The organism is Pseudomonas fakonensis (assembly GCF_019139895.1).
GTDB classification, from domain to species: Bacteria; Pseudomonadota; Gammaproteobacteria; order Pseudomonadales; family Pseudomonadaceae; genus Aquipseudomonas; species Aquipseudomonas fakonensis.
The window spans coordinates 2,384,874-2,409,052 of the sequence record NZ_CP077076.1 but is presented as its reverse complement, the minus strand read 5'-3'; the positions used below and the strand labels follow the sequence as shown (position 1 = coordinate 2,409,052).

Here is a 24,179-nt window from a genome sequence, read left to right as displayed (position 1 = left end):
ATACCCAAGTGGTCGGCGATTAACCGTCCTTCTCGATTTCACAGAGTAGCGGATGCTGGCTTTCCCTGGCGTATTGGTTGACCTGCATGGCCTTCGTTTCGGCGATGTCACGGGTAAACAATCCGCACACTGCCCGCCCCTCGGTATGGACGGTCAGCATGATCTTGGTCGCCAGCTCGCGGTTCAGATTGAAGAACGTCTCGAGCACTTCGACGACGAAATCCATTGGCGTGTAGTCATCGTTGAACAAAACCACCTTGTACATCGGTGGCGCCTGCAGAAGCGGCTTGGCCTCCTGTACCGCAAGACCGGCGCCGTCATCCTCGTGCCCGTCCTCATGCGACTGCGGGCGATCCTGATTGAATGTTAGTCGAATCTCACTGAGTACATGCATGGAAAGAACTTCATCATGATCGACAAGTTAAGGTTGTGGGTTGACCGCACAGGCCCCATTCGGCGCGGGCGCCGGGTGACCTTGACTATCGGCAAAACGGTGTTACAACCAATAGGAACCCACCGTGGTCGATAAAGATCCGCGCAGTCAACCAGATTTTCTCGCATGGTTCGTATGCGGATGACGTGGATGATACTCCAGTGATGGAGTCCTTTGCAGAGGGACATAGGGATGGCAAGCGGTAAAGTCAAGTGGTTCAACAATGCCAAAGGCTACGGATTCATCAATGAGGACGGCAAGACCGAAGACCTGTTCGCGCATTATTCGACGATCAGGATGGACGGTTACAAGACCCTCAAAGCCGGGCAATCCGTAGTGTTCGAGATTATCCAGGGCCCCAAGGGCCTGCACGCGACCGAGATCCGGGACGCTGCTGCAGCGGCCATGGTCGTAGGGCAATCCGAGAACAACACGGTGCAAGCCTGACACCCAGCTCTCTGCCGGTATACGAAAAAACCGGCCGCTTCTTTACCGAGGCGGCCGGTTTTCGTTTGCAGGCATGTGAGTGACGCAGGCGGCCTGCACTGGCCTCATCGCCGGCAAGCCGGCTCCTACAGGTACAGCGCGGGCCTGAAGACCAGGCAATCCCTGTGGGAGCGGGTTCACCCGCGAACACGGGCAAAGCCCGTGCCATGCAGTGCACTTCACATATGCTTGATCATCGCATCGCCAAACCCGGAACTGCCCACCAGCGTGGCCCCGTCCATCAACCGCTCGAAGTCGTAGGTCACGGTCTTGGCGGCAATGGCACCGTTGGTGCCCTTGATGATCAGATCTGCAGCCTCGGTCCAGCCCATGTGCCGCAGCATCATCTCGGCTGAAAGAATCACCGACCCCGGGTTGACCTTGTCCTGCCCAGCATACTTGGGCGCCGTGCCGTGGGTGGCCTCGAACATGGCCACCGTATCCGAAAGGTTGGCCCCCGGCGCAATGCCGATGCCGCCCACCTCGGCCGCCAGCGCGTCAGACAGGTAGTCACCATTCAAGTTGAGAGTGGCGATCACGTCGTATTCAGCCGGGCGCAGCAGGATCTGCTGCAGCATGGCGTCGGCGATGGCGTCCTTGACGATCACTTCGCGGCCGCTTTTCGGGTTCTTGAACTTCATCCACGGGCCGCCATCGAGCAGTTCGGCGCCAAACTCGTCCCGCGCCACCTCGTAGCCCCAGTCCTTGAACGCCCCCTCGGTGAACTTCATGATGTTGCCCTTGTGCACCAGGGTCAGCGACTCGCGGTCGTTGTCCACCACGTACTGCAAGGCCTTGCGCACCAGGCGCTTGGTGCCCTCCTTGGAGACCGGCTTGACGCCGATGCCGCAGTCCTGGTCGAAGCGGATCTTGGTGACGCCCATTTCCTCCTTGAGGAACTTGATCACCTTGTTCGCCTCGGGCGAGCCGGCCTTCCATTCGATGCCGGCATAAATGTCCTCGGAGTTCTCGCGAAAAATCACCATGTCCACATCACCCGGCTTTTTGACCGGGCTGGGCACACCCTGGAACCACAGCACCGGGCGCAAGCACACGTAAAGGTCCAGTTGCTGGCGCAGGGCAACGTTCAGCGAGCGGATGCCGCCACCCACCGGCGTGGTCAGCGGCCCCTTGATCGAGACGACATAGTCTTTCACCGCATCCAGGGTTTCCTGGGGCAGCCAAGTGTCCTGGTCGTATACCTGGGTGGCTTTCTCGCCGGCATAGACCTCCATCCAGGCGATCTTGCGCTTGCCGCCGTAGGCCTTTTGCACGGCGGCGTCGACCACCTTGATCATCACCGGCGAGACGTCCACGCCGATGCCGTCGCCTTCGATGTAGGGGATGATGGGGTGGTCGGGAACGTTGAGCGAATGGTCTGCATTGACGGTGATCTTGGTGCCGTCGGCCGGAACCTTGATTTTCTGGTATCCCATGCTGCACTACTCCGCTTTTCCTGGTGTGGGTGGAAATCGAGCGCTGCACTGAGCCTAAACCACATCTGCCGACCTGCAAGCCGCCCCCACGCAACGCCCCTGTAGGAGCCGGCTTGCCGGCGATGGCGGCCGAACAGGCAATAAATGGCACCGGCCTTGCCGGTGATCGCCGGCAAGCCGGCTCCTACAGAGGCTGCCCCCCAGCAAACCCTGCGACATCCCGCCACATTGCCCCTACGTCTTTGGTCTTATAAATGGCGCGATCGCACTTGACCTTGCTGAATCGACCAAAGGGTTTGATATACTGCGCCGCGACCGCAGGGTCATCGGGGCGAACCCTTGGAAAACGCGGCTCGCCCTTGGTCACGAAGACCACCAAGCCTGGGTTGTTACCGCACCCCAGCAATTGACGCTCGACTGATGCATCCACCATCACCGCTCGCAGCCTCTCGACTTTCCGCTCATGGCGATGCCAGGGCGAAGCGCCTACCCTGCGCACCTCGAGACTCGAGTACGCTCAGCACACAGAGAGTTAACCCGCATGCCCACCCGTTCCAAGATCATCTATACCTTCACCGACGAAGCCCCCGCCCTCGCCACCTACTCGCTGCTGCCGATCGTCGAAGCCTTCACCGCTTCCGCTGACATCGCCGTCGAAACCCGCGATATTTCCCTGGCTGGCCGTATCCTCGCGGCGTTCCCCGAGCAACTGGGCGCAGAAAAGCAGGTAGGCGATCACCTGGCGGAACTGGGCCAACTGGCCACCACTCCTGAAGCCAACATCATCAAGCTGCCGAACATCTCCGCATCGGTTCCGCAGCTCAAGGCCGCCATCAAGGAACTGCAAGCCAAGGGCTTCAACATCCCTGACTACGCCGACGAGCCAGCCAGCGCCGAAGAGAAAGAATCCCGCGCCCGCTACGACCGCATCAAGGGTTCGGCCGTGAACCCAGTACTGCGCGAAGGCAACTCCGACCGCCGCGCGCCGCTGTCGGTCAAGAACTACGCCCGCAAGCACCCGCACAAGATGGGCGCCTGGGCCGCCGACTCCCAGTCGCACGTTGCCCACATGACCCAGGGCGACTTCTACGGCAGCGAGAAGGCCGCGCTGATCGAGGCTGACGACAGCCTGCGCATCGAGCTGGTCGGCAAAGACGGCAGCACCACCGTGCTGAAAGAAAAAACCGCCGTCAAAGCCGCCGAAGTGATCGACTGCGCCACCATGAGCCGCAAGGCCCTGAAAGCCTTCATCGCCGAGCAGATCGCCGATGCCAAGGCCCGCGGCGTGCTGCTGTCGGTGCACCTGAAAGCCACCATGATGAAGGTCTCCGACCCGATCATGTTCGGCGTCATCGTCGAAGAGTTCTACGGCGATGTGCTCAACAAGCACGCCGCAGCCCTGGCCGAAGTCGGCTTCAACGCCAACAACGGCATCGGCGACCTGTACGCCCGCATCAAGGACCTGCCTGCTGAAAAGCAAGCCGAGATCGAAGCCGACATCCAGGCCCTGTACGCCGTTCGCCCGGCCCTGGCCATGGTCAACTCGGACAAAGGCATCACCAACCTGCACGTACCGAGCGACGTCATCGTCGACGCCTCGATGCCAGCAATGATCCGCGACTCGGGCAAGATGTGGAACACCGCCGGTGAGCTGCAGGACGCCAAGGCCGTGATCCCGGACCGCTGCTACGCCGGCATCTACCAGGCCACCATCGAAGACTGCAAAGTCAACGGCGCCTTCGACCCGACCACCATGGGCAGCGTGCCGAACGTTGGCCTGATGGCGCAAAAAGCCGAAGAGTACGGCTCCCACGACAAGACCTTCCAGATCAAGGTCGACGGCGTCGTGCGCGTGGTCGATGGCAAGGGTAAGGTCGTGCTGGAGCAGAACGTCGAAGCCGGTGACATCTTCCGCATGTGCCAGACCAAGGACGCGCCGATCCAGGACTGGGTCAAGCTGGCCGTCAACCGCGCCCGCCTGAGCAACACCCCGGCGGTGTTCTGGCTGGACCCGGCCCGTGCCCACGACGGCGTGATGATCGAGAAGGTACAGAAGTACCTGAAAGACCACGACACCACCGGCCTGGACATCCGCGTACTGGCCCCGGTCGACGCCATCAAGTTCTCCCTGGCCCGTATCCGCGAAGGCAAGGACACCATCTCGGTGACCGGCAACGTGCTGCGCGACTACCTGACCGACCTGTTCCCGATCATGGAACTGGGTACCAGCGCCAAGATGCTGTCGATCGTGCCGCTGATGAACGGCGGTGGCCTGTTCGAAACCGGCGCCGGCGGCTCTGCCCCCAAGCACGTGCAGCAGCTGGTGGAAGAGAACTTCCTGCGTTGGGACTCGCTGGGTGAATTCCTGGCCCTGGCCGCCTCGCTCGAGCACCTGGGCAACACCTACGACAACCCACGCGCCAAGGTGCTGGCCAACACCCTGGACCAGGCTACCGGCAAGTTCCTCGACACCAACAAGTCGCCTTCGCGCAAGGTCGGCGGTATCGACAACCGCGGCAGCCACTTCTACCTGACCCTGTACTGGGCCGAAGCCCTGGCCGCCCAGGCTGACGACGCGGCGCTGCAAGCGCGCTTCGCACCACTGGCGAAAACCCTGGCCGAGAACGAAGCAACCATCGTTGCCGAGCTCAACGCCGTGCAGGGCAAGCCGGCTGACATCGGTGGCTACTACGCCCCGGATGCCGAGCTGACCGCCAAGGTGATGCGCCCAAGCCAGACCCTGAACAGCGCCATTGCCGCCCTGTAAGGTTCGCTTGAGCTAACCCACAAACCCCGGCCACGCACCGGGGTTTGTGCTTTCTGGACATTGGGGCTGCCGGCGATGGACCGCACAGCGGTCCCCGCAATCTGAAAGGACACTGCAAATGACCTGGCAACCCCACATCACCGTCGCCACCGTCGTCGAACAGGACGGCAAATTCCTCTTCGTCGAAGAATTCAAAGCCGGCCAGCACGTCTTCAACCAACCCGCCGGCCACCTCGAACCCAACGAAACCCTCACCCAGGCCGCCCTGCGCGAAACCCTCGAAGAGACCGCCTGGGACGTCGAACTCACAGGCGTGGTCGGCATCTACCTGTATACCGCCCCCAGCAACGGCGTCACCTACCAGCGCATCTGCTTCGCCGCCCGCCCGCTGCGCCAGCACCCGCAGCGCGCCCTGGACAGCGACATCGTGCGCGCCGTGTGGCTGACCCGTGACGAACTGCTGGCAGCCCCCGGCCGCTGGCGCAGCGAACTGGTGCCCCGCTGCCTGGACGACTACCTGAAAGGCCCATTGCACAGCCTTGAGCTGCTGCGCGACTGACGCAACCTGCGCGGGTTTGATAGAATCCGCGCTTTTCCCCCTGATACACACCGGTAGCCATGACCAGCCCAGCACTCAAAGACCCCGCCAAGACCCGCGTCATCGTCGGCATGTCCGGCGGCGTGGACTCTTCCGTCTCCGCCCTTCTGCTCATGGAGCAGGGCTACCAGGTGGAAGGGTTGTTCATGAAGAACTGGGAAGAAGACGACGGCACCGAATACTGCACCGCCCGCGAAGACCTGGCCGACGCCCAGGCCGTGTGCGACCGCATCGGCATCAAGCTGCACACCGCCAACTTCGCCGCCGAATACTGGGACAACGTGTTCGAGCATTTTCTTGAAGAATACAAGGCCGGCCGCACGCCCAACCCGGACATCCTCTGCAACCGCGAAATCAAGTTCAAGGCGTTCCTCGACTACGCCCTGTCGCTGGGCGCCGACCTGATCGCCACCGGCCACTACGTGCGCCGCCGCGACACCGGTGAGCTCACCGAGCTGCTCAAGGGCCTGGACCCGAACAAGGACCAGAGCTACTTCCTGCACGCCGTGGGCGGCAACGAGATCGCCCGCACCCTGTTCCCCGTGGGCGAGCTGGAAAAGCCCGAAGTACGTGCCATCGCCGAGAAACACGGCCTGGCCACGGCCAAGAAAAAGGACTCCACCGGTATCTGCTTCATCGGCGAGCGCCGTTTCAGCGATTTTCTCAAGCAGTACCTGCCTGCCCAGCCCGGCGAGATCGAGACCACCGAGGGTGAAGTGATCGGCCGCCACCATGGCCTGATGTACCACACCATCGGCCAGCGCCAGGGCCTTGGCATCGGCGGCCTGAAAGACGCCGGCGACGAGCCGTGGTACGTGCTGCACAAGGACCTTGCGCGCAACGTGCTGGTGGTTGGCCAGGGCAACGAACACCCGTGGCTGTTCTCCCGCGCGCTGCTGGCCTCGGAAATTTTCTGGGTCAACCCCATCGACCTGTCCAGCCCGCGCCGCCTCACCGCCAAGGTGCGCTACCGCCAAAGCGACCAGCACTGCACCCTGGAGCTGACCGACACCGGCTACCGCGCCGTGTTCGACGAGCCGCAGCGCGCCGTCACCCCCGGCCAGTCGGTGGTGTTCTATGACGGCGAAGTGTGCCTGGGTGGCGGCGTGATCGAAACCGCCGAGCCGTGGAGCCCGCGCGCATGAACAACCTGCAGGAGCAACTGGTCGCCCTGGGCGGCGTGTTCCAGGCCGCCGTGCTGGTGGACCGCATCGCTCGCACCGGCCAGGCCAGCGAGGCCAACATCGGCTGCATGCTCGGCAGCCTGCTGGTGCGCGACCCGAACAACACCCTGGAGGTGTTCGGCGGCGACGACCTCAACCTGCGCGACGGCTACCGCGCGCTGGTCGGCGCCCTGGAGCGCGACCCCAGCAGCCTGCAACGCGAGCCGCTGCGCTATGCCCTGTCGATGCTGGGCCTGGAGCGCCAGCTGAACAAGCGCGGCGACTTGCTCGACACCATCGGCAACCGCCTGCCGCAAATCCAGTCCCAGGCCGAACATTTTGGTTTGGTTCACGATAACGTCATCGCTTCCAGTGGAGCCTTGTACCAGGACACCCTGAGCACCCTGCGCCAGCGCATCCAGGTGCACGGCGACATGCGCTTTTTGCAGCAAGCCGGCAACGCCTCGAAAATCCGCGCCCTGCTGCTGGCCGGCATCCGCGCCGCACGCCTGTGGCGCCAGCTGGGCGGGCACCGCTGGCAGCTGGTATTCAGCCGGCGCAAGCTGCTCAACGAACTGTACGGGATGATGCGTACCGCCGATTGACCGGCGCATCGAGAACCCTGTGTAGGAGCGGCCTTGTGTCGCGAAAGGGCTGCGCAGCAGCCTCGGCAATGTGTGCTGAAACTCAGACCCTGGGGCCGCTGCGCGCCCCTTTCGCGACACAAGGCCGCTCCTACACAGGGACCGCAACACGCTTCGAAACGGCCTGACCTTTGGTCAGCCACCCGACCCCGGCGCATTTTTCATGTATGATATGCGCCCTTCCAAAAGCCTGACTGTCCGAGAACACCCCATGCAGCTTTCTTCGCTCACTGCGGTTTCCCCTGTAGACGGCCGTTACGCCGGCAAAACCCAGGCCCTGCGCCCCATTTTCAGCGAATTCGGCCTGATCCGTTTCCGCGCCCTGGTCGAAGTGCGCTGGTTGCAGCGCCTGGCCGCCCACCCGCAAATCGGCGAAGTGCCGGCGTTCAGCGCCGAAGCCAACGCCCTGCTGGACAGCCTGGCCACCGACTTCAAGCTTGAGCACGCCGAACGCGTCAAAGAGATCGAGCGCACCACCAACCACGACGTCAAGGCCATCGAGTACCTGCTCAAGGAGCAGGCTGCCCAACTGCCTGAACTGGCCAAGGTCAGCGAGTTCATCCACTTCGCCTGCACCAGCGAGGACATCAACAACCTGTCCCACGCCCTGATGCTGCGCGCCGGCCGTGACGAAGTGCTGCTGCCGCTGATGCGCCAGATCGCCGACGCCATCCGCGCCCTGGCCCACGCCCACGCCGAAGTGCCGATGCTGTCGCGCACCCACGGCCAGCCGGCCTCGCCGACCACCCTGGGTAAAGAGCTGGCCAACGTCGTCTACCGCCTGGAGCGCCAGATCGCCCAGGTGGCCGCCGTGCCGCTGCTGGGCAAGATCAACGGCGCCGTGGGCAACTACAACGCCCACCTGTCGGCCTACTCGCAAGTGGACTGGGAAGAAAACGCCCGCGCCTTCATCGAAGACGAGCTGGGCCTGCAGTTCAACCCGTACACCACCCAGATCGAGCCGCACGACTACATCGCCGAGCTGTTCGACGCCATCGCCCGCTTCAACACCATCCTCATCGACTTCGACCGCGACGTCTGGGGCTACATCTCGCTGGGCTACTTCAAGCAGAAGACCGTGGCCGGCGAAATCGGCTCCTCGACCATGCCGCACAAGGTCAACCCGATCGACTTCGAAAACTCCGAAGGTAACTTGGGTATTGCCAACGCACTGTTCCAGCACCTGGCCAGCAAGCTGCCGATCTCGCGCTGGCAGCGTGACCTGACCGACTCCACCGTGCTGCGCAACCTGGGCGTGGGCTTCGCCCACAGCGTCATCGCCTATGAAGCCAGCCTCAAAGGCATCGGCAAGCTGGAAGTCAACCAGGCGCGTATCGCCGCCGACCTGGACGCCTGCTGGGAAGTGTTGGCCGAGCCGATCCAGACCGTGATGCGCCGCTTCAACATCGAGAACCCCTACGAGAAGCTCAAGGAGCTGACCCGTGGCAAGGGCATCACGCCAGAGGCGCTGCTGACCTTCATCGATGGCCTGGACATGCCGGCCGAAGCCAAGGCCGAGCTCAAATTGCTCACCCCTGCGACCTACATCGGCAACGCGGTGGCCCAGGCCAAACGCATCTAAGCTGAGCGCAGCGTTCAACGCCCGGCCTCGCCGGGCGTTTTTATTCCCGTACAAAAATTACGTTTTTTCAATAGGTTGAACATGAATTCTGATACTCCACTGCAACTGCTGGGCGGCCTTACGGCCCGTGAATTCCTGCGCGACTACTGGCAGAAGAAGCCGCTGCTGGTGCGCCAGGCGTTCACCGACTTCGTCAGCCCCATCGACCCCGACGAGCTGGCCGGCCTGGCCCTGGAAGAAGAAGTCGAGTCGCGCCTGGTGCTCGAGCACGGCGAGCGCCCCTGGGAGCTGCGCCGCGGCCCGTTCGCCGAAGACGCCTTCGCCGACCTGCCCGAGCGTGACTGGACCCTGCTGGTGCAGTCGGTTGACCAGTTCGTACCAGAAGTAGCCGAGCTGCTCGAAGAATTCCGCTTCCTGCCCAGCTGGCGTATCGATGACGTGATGATCAGCTACGCCGCCCCCGGTGGCAGCGTCGGCCCGCACTTCGACAACTACGACGTGTTCCTGCTGCAAGGCCACGGCACCCGCAACTGGAAAGTCGGGCAGATGTGCGACAGCGACAGCGCGCTGATCGAGCACGCCGACCTGCGCATCCTCGCCGACTTCGAGCAAAGCCAAGAATGGAGCCTGGAGCCCGGCGACATGCTCTACCTGCCGCCGCGCCTGGCCCACTACGGCATCGCCGAAGACGAGTGCCTGACCTACTCGGTCGGCTTCCGCGCCCCGAGCGCCGCCGAAGTGCTGACCCACTTCACCGACTTCCTCAGCCAGTTCCTGCCTGACGAAGAGCGCTACAGCGACGCCGACGCCGTGCCTGCGGCCGACCCGCACCAGATCCAGCACGACGCCCTCGACCGCCTCAAGGGCCTGATCGACAAGCACATGAACGACAAGGACCTGCTGCTGACCTGGTTCGGCCAGTTCATGACCGAGCCGCGCTACCCGGAGCTTGTGACCGGCGAAGAGCTGAGCGAAGCCGAGTTGCTGGACAGCCTGGAGCAAGGCGCCGTGCTGATCCGCAACCCAAGCGCGCGCATGGCCTGGTCGGAGGTCGAAGACGACCTGCTGCTGTTCGCCAGCGGCCAGAGCCGCCTGCTGTCGGGCCACCTGCGCCCGCTGCTGAAGCTGATCTGCGCCGCCGACGCCCTGCACATCGAAAACCTCGGCAAGTGGATCGCCGACGAAGAAGGCCTGACGCTGGTTTGCCAGCTGATCAAGCAAGGAAGCCTGGGGTTTGCCAACGATGAATAAGATCAGTGTGCGCCTGGCCGACTGGCACAAGGACAACGCCGATATCCACCGCATCCGCAGCGCCGTGTTCGTCGCCGAACAGCACGTGCCGCCGGAGCTGGAGTTCGACGCCGAAGACCCGACCGCGGTGCACTTTCTGGCTATGGAGGGTGACTACCCGATCGGTACCGCCCGCCTGCTGCCCGACGGCACCATCGGCCGGGTTTCGGTGCTCAAGGACTGGCGCGGCCTGAATGTGGGCGATGCGCTGATGCGTGCGGTGATCACCGAGGCGCAGAACCGCGACCTCAAGCAGCAGATGCTCAGCGCCCAGGTGCACGCCACGCCGTTCTACGAGCGCCTGGGCTTTCGGGTAGTCAGCGAGGAATTCCTTGAAGCCGGCATCCCGCACGTCGACATGGTGCGCGACTCCTGCGAGATCATCTGACCTCGCAAACCCTGAAGGAGCCGGCTTGCCGGCGATAGGGCCAGCCTAGGCAACACAGGTCTGTGCCCTGACACCGGCGTTGCCGGTGATCGCCGGCAAGCCGGCTCTTACAGGTACTGCACTGACCTGAAGCTGTTGCAATCCCTGTGGTGAGCGGCCTTGTGTCGCGATTGGGCTGCGCAGCAGCCCCGGCGATTTTGCATGAGGTCGACCCCCTGGGGCTGCTATGCAGCCCAATCGCGACACAAGGCCGCTTCCCACAGGGATCGCGAAGCCTTCAAACCTGTGGGCGCGGCTTTAGCCGCGAAGCAGGCACCGCGCTAGATGGCACCGGCTTCGCCGGTGTTCGCGGCTGAAGCCGCTCCCACAGAATCTTCGTTAAATCAACGCGTTGTGATTTGTTCCATAGGAGCCTGCGATCAGCCGCTCAGGCAATCACCACCTGCCCCTCCAGCAACCCCGGCACACCCACCATCGTCACGCTGCTCTGCCCAAAGGTCAGCACCAGGTCATTGCCCACCTGGGTCAGGTGATCACGCAAGTCCGGCATCGCCGTCCCGCCTTCCACCCCCATGAACACCAGCCTGTCCTGGGCACCGAAATCCAGCACCCGGTCCTGGCCGAACACCCCGCTGAACAGGAAGGTATCGCTGCCCGCCCCGCCGCTGAGCACATCATTGCCCGCGCCGCCCACCAGCACATCGTTGCCCTTACCACCTTGCAAACAGTCATCGCCGCCCAGCCCGAACAGCCACTGGCCCTGGTTGCCGGCCACCAGCACGTCCGCCCCCTGCCCGCCACTTTGCGAAGCCGTGTAAGCCTCGAGCTTGCCGCTGCTGAGCAAACCATCCACCCCCACGGTGTGGCTCACCTCCTTGCTGAAGAACACCAGGCTGCTCTCCTTGCTCACCAGCGTCTCCACGTTACGCACCTGGCTGATACCGCCGTCAGCATTGCGGATGTACAAGGTGCCCTCGCCGTCCCGGGCGATGTTCAGCCGGCCCAGGGCCTGCTCCAGTTTCAGCGTGTCGTGGCCACTGCCGCCGTCGATCAGGTTGAAGCCGCCGTCGTCACGGAAGGTGTCGTTGCCCGCCCCGCCATCGAGGTAATCGTTGCCGCGCCCGCCGTGGATCAGGTCGTCGTGGGCGGAACCGATGATGAAGGTGCTACCGGTGTGCGGCTCGGCACTGCGGTTCAGGTCCTCGACCCAGGTCGAGCCCCGAGAGGCATCGGACAGGTTGCTCACCACGACAGTCGAGTCGCGGCTGGTCCAGGGGTAGAACGCCGAATCCAGCACCCGCCCCAGGCCATCGGCGTAGGCCGTCGGCAGGTGCGACAGCCAGGTGGCGATGTTGCCAATGGAGAACGGCAGCAGGTTCCAGGCGCCGGAAGCATAGTAGTCGTTGAAATTGACGACATTGTCGGTAGCCGAGGCCTTCTCGCCATCGTGCACACCCAGGGTGCCCCAGGTGACCGAGGTGCCGTCGAGCACCCGGAATACCGGGTCGTTCTCGTAGCCGATGTTGAGCACCTTGTCGGCATCGGCCGCCTGGGTTGGCGAGGCGAAGGCGACGTAGTTGGCATCTTCGAACAAGCCGCCCCAGCGCTCGCCACTGAGGTCGGCCAGGCTGTTCACCGCCAGGCCGCCAAGGCTGTGGCCACTGACGGTGATATCGGCCCCGGTCAGCCCATGCGCCCTGGCAAAGGCCGCCACATCCCCCAGCAGGCCGTCGAAGGCGTTGCCCGCATAGTCACGGGCATAACCAGCCGGCCCCAGCGCCGCCAGCAGATCGTTGATAGCATCGCCCAGGGTATCGCCCAGCAGGTTCTCCCGCGGGCCGCTGGTACCGCGAAAGGCGATGCCGATACCGGTCAACTGGCCATTGTCGTCATACCGGCCAAGCACCTCCACCTGGGCGGTCTCGTAACCCGGCTTTTCACCATGGAACGTGCCGCGGGCATCGGTACTGCCCTGGTAACCCAGCTGTGCAGCACTGATCGGCGTCCAGCCGGCAGCCTGCACCTTGGTCAGCGCTTGTGCCTCGGAATCGGGGTTCCATGGCAGGCCGGGCACCACGCCCTGGCTGTCGGTGCCGCCGATCAGCGCCTTGACCAGGGTGGCCGGCAACCCCAGGCCAAAGCCGTACTGCTGATAGCCAGCGGCAAAGCCGTCGTCGATACCGTGGTAGGCGTATGTGGCCAGGGCCATGGCATCTTTGTAGAGGGCAGCAGAAGCATGGCTGTCGAGCTGTTTGTAATCGAAAACAGGCATTAGGTGACTTCCTTGTATCTTGTAGGAATGGCGCCCCAGCGACATCGTCCAATGACACGACTGGCAGGCGAACGGCAAAACTGGCACGGCCGTGCCACCAGGTCCAACCCCAAGGCTGAGGCTACCCTGCCAAAGGTGCGGGCATAAAACCTGTACATGCATACAGATAAAACTTGCCTGAACGCCCTGGGTTGCGCATCCTAGTGCGCAACTTAAGCGACGAAGCACCCGCGGCCATGCGCCTGTTCCTCTGCGAAAAACCCTCCCAGGCAAAAGACATCGCCAAGGTGCTCGGCGCCAACCGCCGTGGCGACGGCTGCTGGCAAGGCACCGACGTGTGCGTGACCTGGTGCATCGGCCACCTGCTCGAAACCGCGCCGCCCGACGCCTACGACGAGCGCTACAAGCGCTGGTCCCTCGAGCACCTGCCGATCATCCCGGAAAAGTGGAAGATGACCGTCAAGCCCAAGACCGCCAGCCAATTCAAGGCGGTCAAGCGCCTGCTGGGCGAGGCCCGCGAACTGGTGATCGCCACCGACGCCGACCGCGAAGGCGAAATGATCGCCCGCGAGCTGGTCGAGCACTGCCGCTACCGCGGCCCCATCCAGCGCCTGTGGCTGTCGGCGCTGGACGACGCCTCGATTCGCAAGGCCCTCGGGCGCCTGCTGCCCGGGCAGGACACCTTCAGCCTCTACCATTCGGCGCTGGGCCGCTCGCGCGCCGACTGGCTGATCGGCATGAACATGAGCCGCCTGTTCACCCTGCTTGGGCGCCAGTCCGGCTACCAGGGCGTGCTGCCGGTAGGCCGGGTGCAAACCCCCACCCTGCGCCTGGTAGTGGACCGTGACCGCAGCATCGCCGACTTCGTGCCCGTCCCCTTCTGGGCCATCGATGTGCAGCTTGAAAGCGCAGGCCAGGTGTTCAACGCCCAATGGCGCGCCCCCGAGGACGCCTGTGACGACCAGGGCCGCTGCCTGAAGCAGGCCCTGGCCCAGCAAGCCGCCACCGCCATGCAAGCCGCCGGCAGCGCCCAGGTGGTGCAGATTGCCACCGAGCGGGTGCGCGAGGCCGCGCCGCTGCCCTTCGACCTTGGCACCCTGCAGGAGCTGTGCTCGAAAAAACTCGGCCTGGGCGCCCAGGAAACCCTCGACATCGCCCAGGCGCTGTACGAAACCCACAAGCTGATCACCTACCCACGCAGCGACAGCGGCTACCTGCCTCTCAGCCAGCACAGCGAAGCCCCCGGCATTCTGGCTGCCCTGCAACGGGCCGACGCCAGCCTCGCCCCGCTGCAGCCACATCTTGAGCCGCAGCGTCGCTCACGGGCCTGGAACGACCAGAAAGTCAGCGCCCACCACGGCATCATCCCCACCGCCGCCGCCAGCGACCCGGCGCGCCTGCCGCCCAAGTACAAGGCCGTGTATACCCTGATCCGCGCCCGCTACCTGGCGCAGTTCCTGCCCAACCACGAGTACGACCGCACCCAGGCCGACTTCGACTGCGCCGGCCACGCCCTGCGCGCGGTGGGCAAGCAAATTGTCGAGCCCGGCTGGCGCCGCGCCCTGCCCGAGGCCCTGACCCCGGCCAAGGGCCGCGAAGCGCCCCCCGCCCAGGTGCTGCCAGCCCTGCACAAAGGCCAGTGGTGCAACCTGCACGGCCTGAACCTCAAGGACCTGTGGACCCAGCCCCCCAAACCCTTCAGCGAAGGCGACCTGATCAAGGCCATGAAGAACGTCGCCAAGCTGGTGGACGACCCGCTGCTCAAGCAGAAACTCAAGGAAACCACCGGCATCGGCACCGAGGCCACCCGCGCCAGTATCATCCAGGGCCTGCTCGACCGCGGCTACCTGGTGAAAAACGGCAAGGCCCTCAGCGCCACACCTGCGGCCTTCAGCCTGATCGACGCCGTGCCCCGGGCCATCGCCGACCCCGGCACCACCGCCATCTGGGAGCAGGCGCTGGACATGGTGCAAAGCGGCGAAATGAGCCTTGAAGAGTTCGTCACCCGCCAGTCGGCCTGGATGGGCAAGCTGGTGCAGCGCTGCGCCGGCATGCGCCTGACCATCAGCGGCCCGGCTGCAGGCAAGGCCGCAGCCCCCTGGAAGAAAAAGCGCCGCGCCACCGGCAAGGCCAAGCCCAAGCCCACCCGCAGTCAAAAAGCCAAGCCGCAGTAAGCGTCGGCTGGCCGGCACTATTGCCCTGCCCTGCGACAATTCACACCGTTGACAAAGCCGGTAGAAATAAATTGTTACCCATTAGGTAGCCTGCTACCATTCTCGCCCCGTGAGATACGATGACTGTCATCCATATGACCAAATGAGTCCGTGCAGTGCAGCGCACCCTCAGCGTCACACAAGAGCAGCGCCCAAGCCTGCCATGTCCAGCATTTCACGGGTCTGAGTGATTAGTCATAGGTAGACCTGCATGTTGCTAACCAAACACACCTCGCGAAGGAAGTTTCTGCTTTCGTCGCTGATCGCCTTGCCCGCCATGGGCATCACCGTCAACGGCCTCAGCGCTGCGATGGCGGCAGAGCTGGCGGCGCCGAGCCTCGACAGCTACACCCCAAGCTTTTTCACCCCGGCCGAATGGACTTTCATCCTCGCCGCCTGCGACCGCCTGATCCCGGCCGATGGTCGTGGCCCCGGCGCGCTGGAAACCAACGTGCCGATCTTCATCGACCAGCAACTGGCCGGTGACCTGGGTAGCGAGATCTACCTCGAAGGCCCGTTCGACCTGAATGCCCCGGCCACGCTCGGCTATCAGCTGCCCTACACCCCGCAGCAGATCTACCGCAAAGGCATCGCCGCACTCGAGAGCTGGTGCCAGGCCACCCACGGCCAGCACTTCGCCCTGCTCGAACTCGGCAAGCGCGACGACGTATTGAAGAAGATGCAAGCCGGCCAGGTCGACTTCGCCGCCCATGGCGAAGACATCGTCAAGTCCAAGCTGTTGTTCGGCGAACTGCTCAACCACACCCGCCAGGGCTGGTTGGCCGACCCGATCTACGGGGGCAACAAGGGCATGAAGGCGTGGATTGCCATCGGCTTCCCCGGCGCCCGTGCCAGCTACCTGGAATGGGTCGCCCAGCACAACGTCCCGTACCCCCTCGGCCCGGTCAGCCTGACCGGCCAACGCGGTTGATCCCTTCGCCCTGCACCACAGCATTCAAGGTTTTTTATGCCACAGATTACCAATGACGAAGTCGACGTTGCCGTCGTCGGCCTGGGCTGGGCCGGCTCGCTGATGAGCATCGAGCTTGCCCAGGCAGGCTTGAAAGTACGCGCCTTCGAACGCGGTGAAGACCGCACCAACGCCGACTTCCACTACCCCAAGCCTGCTGACCAGTACGCCTACGGCGTGCGCAACAAGATCATGGTCACGCCCAAGGCTGGCGCGCTCACCGTGCGTCACAACCTCAACGGCACCGCCCTGCCCACCCGCCAGTGGGGCGCCTTCGTGCCCGGCACCGGCGTGGGTGGCTCGGGCCTGCACTGGACCGGCGTGCTGATTCGCCCGACCCCGACCGACATCAAGCTCAAGACCTACGCCGACCAGGCCTACCCGCCGGGCGTGCTGCAAAGCGACATGACCATCGGCGACTTCCCGTTCACCTGGGACGAAATCGAGCCGTACCTCGACAAGTTCGACAAGATCTGCGGCCTGTCGGGCAACACCGGCAACCTCAACGGCCAGATCCTGGTCGGCGGTGACCCATTCGAAGGCCCGCGTTCCAACCCCTTCCCGCTGCCGGCGCTGGAAGACACGCTGAACAACGTGATGTTCGCCAATGCTGCGCGCAAGCTCGGTTACCACCCGTTCCCCAACCCGTCGGCCAACGTCTCGCGGGCCTGGAAGAACCCCTACGGCAACCAGATCGCACCGTGCAACTACTGCGGCTACTGCAGCAAGTACCCGTGCCTGAACTTCTCCAAGGCCTCGCCGCAAACCGCCGTGCTGGATGCGCTCAAGCGCATGGAAAACTTCGACTACCGGGTCAACGCCAACGTGCTGCGCGTGGAGCTGCACCCGGACGGCAAGACCGCCAAGGGCATCACCTACGTCGACGCCCAGGGCAACGAAGTGTTCCAGCCGGCCAAGATCGTCGTGCTGGCAGCCTTCCAGTTCGTCAACGTGCGCCTGATGCTGCTGTCAGGCATCGGCCAGCCGTACAACCCGGTCACCCGCAAGGGCACCATCGGCCGCAACTACGCCTTCCTCAGCAACGGCGGCGCCACGCTGTTCTTCAAGGATAAAAACTTCAATCCCTTCGCCACCGCCGGCGCCACCGGGCAGATGTTCAACGACGTCTCCCCCGGCAACTACGACGGCCCGTCCCTGGGCTTCATTGGTGGCGCCAAGATCCACAGCTCGCAAGCCAGTGGCGCGCCAATCGGCACCTCGCTGCCGTCCGGCACCCCGGAATGGGGCCAGGGCTGGAAGGAAGGCATGCAGGACTGGTACGGCCATTCGATGAAAATCAGCATCACCACCAGTTGCATGTCGTACCGCGACCACTACGTCGACCTCGACCCCACCTACAAGGACCCATGGGGCCAGCCACTGCTGCGCATCACCTTCGACTGGAAGGAGAACGAGCTGAAACTGCAGCAGCACCTGCGCAACATCGTCCTGGACATCACCAAGGAGCTGAACCCCGACAGCTACAGCGAAAGCTTCCTGGGCATGGATTCGCACTGGGACATCACCAAGTACGTGTCCACCCACAACGTCGGCGGCGCGATCATGGGTGACTCGCCCGAAACCAGCGCGCTCAACCGCTACCTGCAAAGCTGGGACGTGCACAACGTGTTCGTGCCGGGCGGCAACGCCTTCCCGCAGAACTTCCAGGCCAACCCGACCTCGATGATCGGCGCCCTGACCCTGTTCGCGGCCCAGGCCATCAAGGACCAGTACCTGAAAAACCCTGGCCCGCTGGTGCAGGCGTGAGGAGCGAACACATGAAGAGCAAACCCCGTTCCATTCTTTCGGTATTGCTGGGTATCGCCGTGCTGGCCGTGGTGCTGGCCTGGCTCGGCGCCAGCCTGCTCAACCGTGCAGGCGACGCCCAGGCCAAGCTGACCCAGGCCGTCACCCCGGCGCTGATCGAAAAAGGCGCCTACCTGGCCCGCGCCGGTGACTGCGTGGCCTGCCACACCAGCCACGACGGCGGCAAGCCGTTCGCCGGCGGGCTGGGCATCGCCTCGCCGATCGGCACCATCTACTCCACCAACATCACCCCCGACAAACACACCGGCATCGGCAACTGGAGCTACGGCGAATTCGAGCGCGCGGTACGCCGCGGCATCGGCCACGACGGCAGCGCGCTGTACCCGGCCATGCCGTTCCCGTCCTATGCCAAGGTCAGCGATGAAGACACCCAGGCGCTGTATGCCTACTTCATGCAGGGCGTGGCGCCGGTCGAGCAGCCGAACAAAGCCAATGACATCCCCTGGCCGCTGTCGATCCGCATGCCGCTCGCCTACTGGCGCGCGCTGTTCGCGCCGGCCCCGCAGGCCGGCGTGGCCAACACCGGCGCCACCCCGATCGAGCGCGGCGCCTACCTGGTGCAAGGCCTCGGCCACTGCGGCTCGTGCCACACCCCGCGGGCGCTGACCCTGCAGGAAAAAGGGCTGGACGAGTCGGCAGCAGGCTACCTGACCGGTACCGAGCTCAACGGCTGGAACGTGCCGGCCCTGCGCGGCATGCCGCACTGGAGCGAAGAAGAGCTGGTGGAATACCTGGGCAGCGGGCGCAACGCCAAGGCCTCGGTGGCCGGCGAGATGACCGACGTGATCGCCAACAGCACCTCGCACATGAGCGATGCCGACCTGCAGGCCATGGCGGCGTACCTGAAGTCCCTGGCCCCGGCCAAGGGCTCGGCGTACCAGCAGCAGGCCGAGCGCAGCAAAGCGACCACCGCCAAGCTGACCGCAGCCAAGGACCTGACCCTGGGCGAGCGGCTGTACATCGACAACTGCGGTGCCTGCCACTTCGTTTCCGGTGAAGGCGCGCCACGGGTGTTCCCGCGCCTGGATGGCGCCTCGGTGGTCAATGCAGCCAACCCCGATGCATTGCTGCACGTGATCCTCGCCGGTGCCGCAACGCCATCCACCGAGCGCGCACCGTCGGTGCTGCCAATGCCCGGCTTTGCCGAGCGCATGGACGATACGGAGGTGGCGCAGCTGGCGACCTTCCTGCGCCAGGGCTGGTCGAACCAGGCTTCGGCGGTATCGCCTGAGCAGGTGGGTGAAATTCGCGCGCAGCTGGCACGCACGCACTGAGTGACGGCCGCAAAGGCGCCATGGCAACACAACCTGGCGCTTAACTGTAGGAGCCGGCTTGCCGGCGATAGGGCCGGCCCAGGTAACATTGATCGGTGGCCTGGCACCGGCGTTGCCGGTGATCGCCGGCAAGCCGGCTCCTATGGAACAAATCACAATTCGTTGATTTAACGAAGATTTTGTGGGAGCAGCTTTAGCCGCGAACACCGGCGAAGCCGGTGCCATCTAGCGCGGCGCCTGCTTCGCGGTTAAAGCTCCCACAGGTGCCGGAGCGCGCTCGCGGCCGTAGTTCCCTGCGCGACAGCGCAGCCTACGAGGCTGGGTGGCTCTCATAGGACAAACTACAACTCATTGATTTAACACAGTCTCTGTGGGAAGCGGTGCATCTGCGAGACTAGTTCTCTGCGCGACAACGCAGCCCGAAGGGCTGAGTGATCTCCGACAAGGTGCTCTCTGACTGGCGCAGTGAAATTTCTCTGCTATTTTTTCATGAAAATAATCAGAAGAAATTTCACGAGGCCTCGGCATGTTCAAGCAATCCGCCCAGCACGTCGCCAGTTACTACGCCCGTACCTACCCCGCCAGCATCCCCCTGCGCCCCACCCTGCACGGCCCCCACGACACCGACGTGCTGATCATCGGCGCCGGTTTCAGCGGCCTGCACACTGCCCTGCGCCTGGCCCAGGCCGGCCAGCGGGTGACCCTGCTGGAAGCCAGCCGGGTGGCCTGGGCCGCCTCGGGACGCAACGGTGGCCAGGCGCTGCTCGGCTGGTCCTGCGACCTGCCGCCGCTTGAAAAAGCCCTGGGCCTGGAGCGCAGTCGGCGCCTGTGGGACAGCATGTGCTGGGCCGCCCGCGAACTGCGCGAGCTGCCCCAGCGCCACGGTTTCGAGATCGATTACCGCATCGGCAGCCTGTGGAGCGCCGTGCTGCCGCGCCGGGTGGCGCTGCTGGAACAGGCCCGCCGCGACGCCGAAGCCAAGTACGGCTATGACTGCCTGCGCCTGATCGGCCGCGACGAGTTACCTGAGTGGGTCGACAGCCCGCGCTACCAGGCCGCCCTGTACGACCCCAACGGCGCCCACCTCAACCCGCTGAAACTGGCCCAGGGCCTGGCCAGCGCCGTCGAAATCGCGGGTGGGCGCATCTTCGAGCAAAGTCATGTGCTCAACTACCACGAACATGCCGGCGGCTTCGTTGCCCGCACCGGCACTGGCGAGGTGCGCAGCCAGGTATTGGTGCTGGCCTGCAACGCCTATATCGACCGCCTCGATCGCAACCTGGCCCGGCGCCTGCTGCCGGTAGGCTCGTATCAGGTGGCCACAGCGCCGCTGGGCGCCGATGTTGCCGCCTCGTTACTACCACGCAACAGCTGCGTGATCGACAACCAGTTCGTTCCCGACTACTTCCGCTTGACCCCCGACCACCGCCTGCTGTTTGGCGGCGGCTGCACCTACCTGGGCGGTATCCCCAAAGACGTGGCCGCAGCCACCCGCCCTTACCTGGAACGGGTCTTCCCGCAGCTGCGCGGCGTGGCCATCGAACACGCCTGGGGCGGCCATATCGACTGCAGCATCCAGCGCACCCCGGACATCGGCCGCCAGGGCCAGCGCTACTGGCTGCAGGGCTTCTCCGGCCATGGTGTGCTGCCGACACTGGCCGGGGCACGGGCAGTGAGCGACGCCATCCTCGGCAATGCCGAGTTGCTGGCCTTGTACCAGGGCATCGACAACGGCCGCTTCCCGGGTGGCGACCTGCTGGCCGCGCCGCTGGAGGCCGCCGCCAAGGCCTGGTACCGGATGCGCGACCATGTCTGAGCTGATTGACGACGCCCAAGCGCTGGCCCGGCTGGTGCGCGACCTGCGCAAGCACCGCGGCCTGACCCTCGACGAGCTGGCCAGCCGGGTCAACCGCTCGCTGGGCTTTCTGTCGCAGGTCGAGCGCGGCCTGTCGCGCCCCACCGTGGCCGACCTCACCGCCATCAGCGAAGCCCTGCACGTGCCCACCACCTACTTCTACCAGGCGGTGCCACCACGCCAGATCGACTGGGTCACCCGCCCCGGCGAACGGCGCACCCTGTACTACGCCGCCGGGGTTACCGACGTGCTGGTGTCACCCACCCTCAACGGCCGCTTCGCCATGCTCGAAAGCCACCTGGCGCCCGGCGCCAGCAGTGGCGAGGGGCACCTGGACGACAGCTCCGAACAGGGCGGCTTTGTGCTGCAGGGTGAGCTGACGCTCTGGCACCACGGGCACGAGGGTGCCGTCACCCTGCGCGCCAACGACAGTTTCCAGCTACCGCCCCACAGCCAGTTTCGCTATGCCAACCTGACCGACCAGGCGACCCGGGTTCTCTGGGTCTTCCGCTGAGAGCATTGCAATGACAAGCACAAAAAACGCACCCACCCTGCTCGATGAAGTCCGCACCTTCCGCCTGCACCACCCCGACGTGCGTTACGTCGACCTGCTCAGCCTGGACATCCCCGGGCATTTCTACGGCAAGCGCTACCCCATCGACATGCTCGAGAAGGTCGCCGCCGGCAGCCCGCTGAAACTGCCGCAGAACTGCGTGCTGCTGGGCGCCCAGGGCGGGCTGTTCCCGATTGGTGATTACTGCTTCAACGACGGCGACCCCGACGCCCAGCGCCGCCTGGTGCCCGGCACCCTGAAGCCGGTGACCTGGGAGCGCGAGCCGCTGGGGCAAATGCTGATTACCTCCGACGGCACCGCCGTGCCCATCGAGTTCGAGCCGCGCGAAGTGCTGGCCCGGGTGCTGCAACGCCTGGAGCGCCGTGGCATACGCCCGGTGGTGGCCTTCGAGCTTGAATTCTACCTGTTCGAGCGGGCGCTCAAGGACGGCCTGCCGCAGTTCCCCCGCGACCCGTTCAGCCAGGATGAAGACGACCAGCCGAACATGCACATCGAACGCCTGTCGCGGTTTTCGGATGTACTGCGCGACATGGTCAGCAGCGCCAACGCCCAGGGTGTGGACGCCAACGTGATCACCGCCGAGCTGGGCCCGGGCCAGTTCGAAATCAACTTCGGCCACTGCGACGACGGCCTGCGCGCCGCCGACTGGGCAGCGTTGTTCTGCCGCAGTACCCGCGGCGTGGCGCTCAAGCACGGGCTGCGCGCCTCGTTCATGAGCAAACCCTACCTGCAGGCCCCCGGCAGCGGCATGCATGTACACGTGAGCCTGTACGATCTGGCCGGCAACAACCTGCTGGCCGCCGACCAGCAACGCCCGCTGCGCCACGCCGTGGCCGGCTGCCTGGCGTTGTTGCCGCACTGCATGCCGATCTTCGCCGCCAACCACAACGCGTTTCGCCGCTACGGCGCCATGGTCAATGCCGCCAGCCGTGCCAGCTGGGGTTTCGAGGACCGCGACGCGTGCATCCGCATCCCCGAGTCAAGCCCGCACAACCTGCGCATCGAGCACCGCCTGGCCGGCGCCGACGCCAACCCGTACCTGGTGCTGGCAGCCATCCTCTGCGGCATGGAGCACGGCCTGGACGCAGCGCAAGAACCCATCGCGCCGCTGAACGATGACCGCACCAGCGGCATCGACTTCCCCAAGGACATGCCCGCCGCCGTGGCCGCCATGCGCGGGCACCCGGCGGTCAACGAAGGGCTGGGGGAAGAGTTCGTGATGGTGTACTGCGAAAACAAGCGCCAGGACCATTTGGCGTTCATGCACGAGGTCAGTGCGCGGGAGTATCGCTGGTTCCTGTGAGCCGAGTGCTGGCGCCTTCGCGGGTAAACCCGCCCCCACAGAGATTGCATAAGCCTCAGGCCTACGCTGCACCTATAGGAGCCGGCTTGCCGGCGACGAGGCCAGTTCAGGCAGCACAAGACAGTTGCTCCCACAGGTACAGCATTTGCCTCAGAGGCTGTGCAATACCTGTGGGAGCGGGCTTGCCCGCGAAGAGGCCGGTACTGGCAACCGATTACCCCGAGGATTACCATACCCTCCTTCCAGCGCGGCCCTTTGCCGCCCCTGCCTTCCTGCCTGCACAGATCCCATGCCCTTCGAACTCACCGTAGAACCCCTCACCCTGCTGATCCTCGCCCTGGTGGCATTCGTTGCCGGTTTCATCGATGCCATCGCCGGTGGCGGCGGCCTGCTGACCACACCGGCGCTGCTGACTGCCGGCATGCCGCCGCACCTGGTGCTGGGCACTAACAAATTGAGCTCCACCTTCGGCTCGGCCACCGCCGGCTTCACTTATTACCGGCGCAAGCTGTTCCACCCCGCGCAGTGGCGCCCGGCGTTGTTCGCAACGCTCACGGGCGCGCTGATTGGCGCGGTGATTGCCCACTACATGCCGGCCGAGTGGCTGAACAAGATGCTGCCGGTGATCGTGTTCGCCTGCGGTGTGTATTTGCTGTTCGGGGGTACGCCCAAGGCGCCGCTGGATGCCGATGCGCCGATCCGCAAGAAATGGCAGGTACCCCAGGGTTTCACTTTGGGCTTCTACGACGGCGTTGCCGGGCCTGGCACGGGGGCGTTCTGGACGGTCAGTACGTTGCTGCTGTACCCCATCGACCTGGTACGTGCCAGTGGCGTGGCACGGAGCATGAACTTTGTCAGCAACATTGCGGCACTGACGGTGTTCATCATTTCCGGGCAGGTGGATTACATCGTCGGGTTATGCATGGGGTTGTCGGTGATGGTCGGGGCGTTCTTCGGGGCGCGTACGGCGATCAGCGGGGGGAGCAGGTTTATTCGACCGGTGTTTATTACTGTGGTGTTGGCGTTGACTGTGAGGTTGGCTTGGCAGCATTGGTTTGGGTGATGGGGGCGGGGTCGGGGTTTATAGTTATTGCTTTGGGAGAT

At 64.5% G+C, this 24,179-nt stretch carries 19 protein-coding genes; 16 read left to right on the top strand and 3 right to left on the bottom strand.

Going from position 1 to position 24,179, the window contains the following annotated elements; genetic code table 11:
* Nucleotides 1-19: 19 nt before the first annotated feature.
* Nucleotides 20-394, bottom strand: a complete 375-nt coding sequence (gene clpS / locus KSS94_RS10870) for an ATP-dependent Clp protease adapter ClpS (RefSeq protein ID WP_217842979.1) — start codon at nt 392-394, stop codon at nt 20-22.
* 231 nt (nt 395-625) lie between these two features.
* Here clpS and cspD point away from each other — a divergent pair, with 231 nt between their 5' ends.
* Nucleotides 626-880, top strand: coding sequence for a cold shock domain-containing protein CspD (gene cspD, locus KSS94_RS10865; RefSeq protein ID WP_217842978.1), 255 nt, complete (start codon nt 626-628; stop codon nt 878-880).
* Nucleotides 881-1,098: 218 nt separating this feature from the next.
* On the opposite strand, the gene icd is transcribed toward cspD, so the two are convergent.
* Nucleotides 1,099-2,355, bottom strand: a complete 1,257-nt coding sequence (gene icd, locus KSS94_RS10860) for an NADP-dependent isocitrate dehydrogenase (RefSeq protein WP_217842977.1) — start codon at nt 2,353-2,355, stop codon at nt 1,099-1,101.
* A gap of 541 nt (nt 2,356-2,896) precedes the next feature.
* Here icd and KSS94_RS10855 point away from each other — a divergent pair.
* The 7 genes from KSS94_RS10855 to KSS94_RS10825 all read left to right on the top strand — a co-directional run bounded on the left by KSS94_RS10855 (nt 2,897) and on the right by KSS94_RS10825 (nt 10,787).
* The gene (locus KSS94_RS10855) at nt 2,897-5,122 is read left to right on the top strand and encodes an NADP-dependent isocitrate dehydrogenase (RefSeq protein ID WP_217842976.1); all 2,226 of its coding nucleotides are present in this window, start codon (nt 2,897-2,899) and stop codon (nt 5,120-5,122) included.
* Nucleotides 5,123-5,240: 118 nt separating this feature from the next.
* Complete coding sequence (locus KSS94_RS10850) at nt 5,241-5,681, top strand: NUDIX hydrolase (protein ID WP_217842975.1); 441 nt, start codon at nt 5,241-5,243, stop codon at nt 5,679-5,681.
* Nucleotides 5,682-5,740: 59 nt separating this feature from the next.
* Nucleotides 5,741-6,865, top strand: coding sequence for a tRNA 2-thiouridine(34) synthase MnmA (gene mnmA, locus KSS94_RS10845; protein WP_217842974.1), 1,125 nt, complete (start codon nt 5,741-5,743; stop codon nt 6,863-6,865).
* Nucleotides 6,862-7,488, top strand: a complete 627-nt coding sequence (gene hflD / locus KSS94_RS10840; protein ID WP_217842973.1) for a high frequency lysogenization protein HflD — start codon at nt 6,862-6,864, stop codon at nt 7,486-7,488. Before mnmA ends, hflD begins: the two co-directional genes overlap by 4 nt.
* Nucleotides 7,489-7,738: 250 nt before the next feature.
* A complete protein-coding gene (gene purB, locus KSS94_RS10835) occupies nt 7,739-9,109 on the top strand; it encodes an adenylosuccinate lyase (RefSeq protein WP_217842972.1) in 1,371 nt (456 codons plus the stop codon).
* An 81-nt stretch (nt 9,110-9,190) separates the two neighbouring features.
* A complete protein-coding gene (locus KSS94_RS10830; protein ID WP_217842971.1) occupies nt 9,191-10,360 on the top strand; it encodes a ribosomal protein uL16 3-hydroxylase in 1,170 nt (389 codons plus the stop codon).
* Nucleotides 10,353-10,787 (top strand): GNAT family N-acetyltransferase, encoded by a 435-nt coding sequence (locus KSS94_RS10825; protein WP_217842970.1) that lies wholly within the window; start codon nt 10,353-10,355, stop codon nt 10,785-10,787. The genes KSS94_RS10830 and KSS94_RS10825 overlap by 8 nt, the downstream gene beginning before the upstream one ends.
* A 427-nt stretch (nt 10,788-11,214) precedes the next feature.
* Here KSS94_RS10825 and KSS94_RS10820 read toward each other — a convergent pair whose 3' ends face one another.
* On the bottom strand, nt 11,215-13,059 hold the full coding sequence (locus tag KSS94_RS10820) for a polyurethane esterase (protein WP_217842969.1): 1,845 nt from the start codon (nt 13,057-13,059) through the stop codon (nt 11,215-11,217).
* A 236-nt stretch (nt 13,060-13,295) separates the two neighbouring features.
* On the opposite strand from KSS94_RS10820, the gene KSS94_RS10815 reads away from it, so the two are divergent.
* The 8 genes from KSS94_RS10815 (at nt 13,296) to KSS94_RS10780 (ending at nt 24,138) form a co-directional block, all read left to right on the top strand.
* On the top strand, nt 13,296-15,233 hold the full coding sequence (locus KSS94_RS10815; RefSeq protein ID WP_217842968.1) for a DNA topoisomerase III: 1,938 nt from the start codon (nt 13,296-13,298) through the stop codon (nt 15,231-15,233).
* 250 nt (nt 15,234-15,483) lie between these two features.
* A complete protein-coding gene (locus tag KSS94_RS10810; protein WP_217842967.1) occupies nt 15,484-16,203 on the top strand; it encodes a gluconate 2-dehydrogenase subunit 3 family protein in 720 nt (239 codons plus the stop codon).
* A 36-nt stretch (nt 16,204-16,239) separates the two neighbouring features.
* Nucleotides 16,240-18,009 (top strand): GMC family oxidoreductase, encoded by a 1,770-nt coding sequence (locus KSS94_RS10805; RefSeq protein WP_217842966.1) that lies wholly within the window; start codon nt 16,240-16,242, stop codon nt 18,007-18,009.
* 11 nt (nt 18,010-18,020) lie between these two features.
* Nucleotides 18,021-19,343: a c-type cytochrome gene (locus tag KSS94_RS10800; protein ID WP_217842965.1), complete on the top strand. Its 1,323-nt coding sequence runs from the start codon at nt 18,021-18,023 to the stop codon at nt 19,341-19,343.
* A 526-nt stretch (nt 19,344-19,869) separates the two neighbouring features.
* Nucleotides 19,870-21,159 carry an NAD(P)/FAD-dependent oxidoreductase gene (locus KSS94_RS10795; protein ID WP_217842964.1) on the top strand — a complete coding sequence of 430 codons (1,290 nt, stop codon included), beginning with the start codon at nt 19,870-19,872 and terminating at the stop codon, nt 21,157-21,159.
* Nucleotides 21,152-21,712 carry a helix-turn-helix domain-containing protein gene (locus KSS94_RS10790; protein WP_217842963.1) on the top strand — a complete coding sequence of 187 codons (561 nt, stop codon included), beginning with the start codon at nt 21,152-21,154 and terminating at the stop codon, nt 21,710-21,712. The genes KSS94_RS10795 and KSS94_RS10790 overlap by 8 nt, the downstream gene beginning before the upstream one ends.
* 10 nt (nt 21,713-21,722) lie before the next feature.
* Nucleotides 21,723-23,075, top strand: coding sequence for a glutamine synthetase family protein (locus tag KSS94_RS10785; protein WP_217842962.1), 1,353 nt, complete (start codon nt 21,723-21,725; stop codon nt 23,073-23,075).
* A gap of 289 nt (nt 23,076-23,364) precedes the next feature.
* Nucleotides 23,365-24,138: a TSUP family transporter gene (locus KSS94_RS10780; RefSeq protein ID WP_217842961.1), complete on the top strand. Its 774-nt coding sequence runs from the start codon at nt 23,365-23,367 to the stop codon at nt 24,136-24,138.
* The last annotated feature ends 41 nt before the right edge of the window (nt 24,139-24,179 follow it).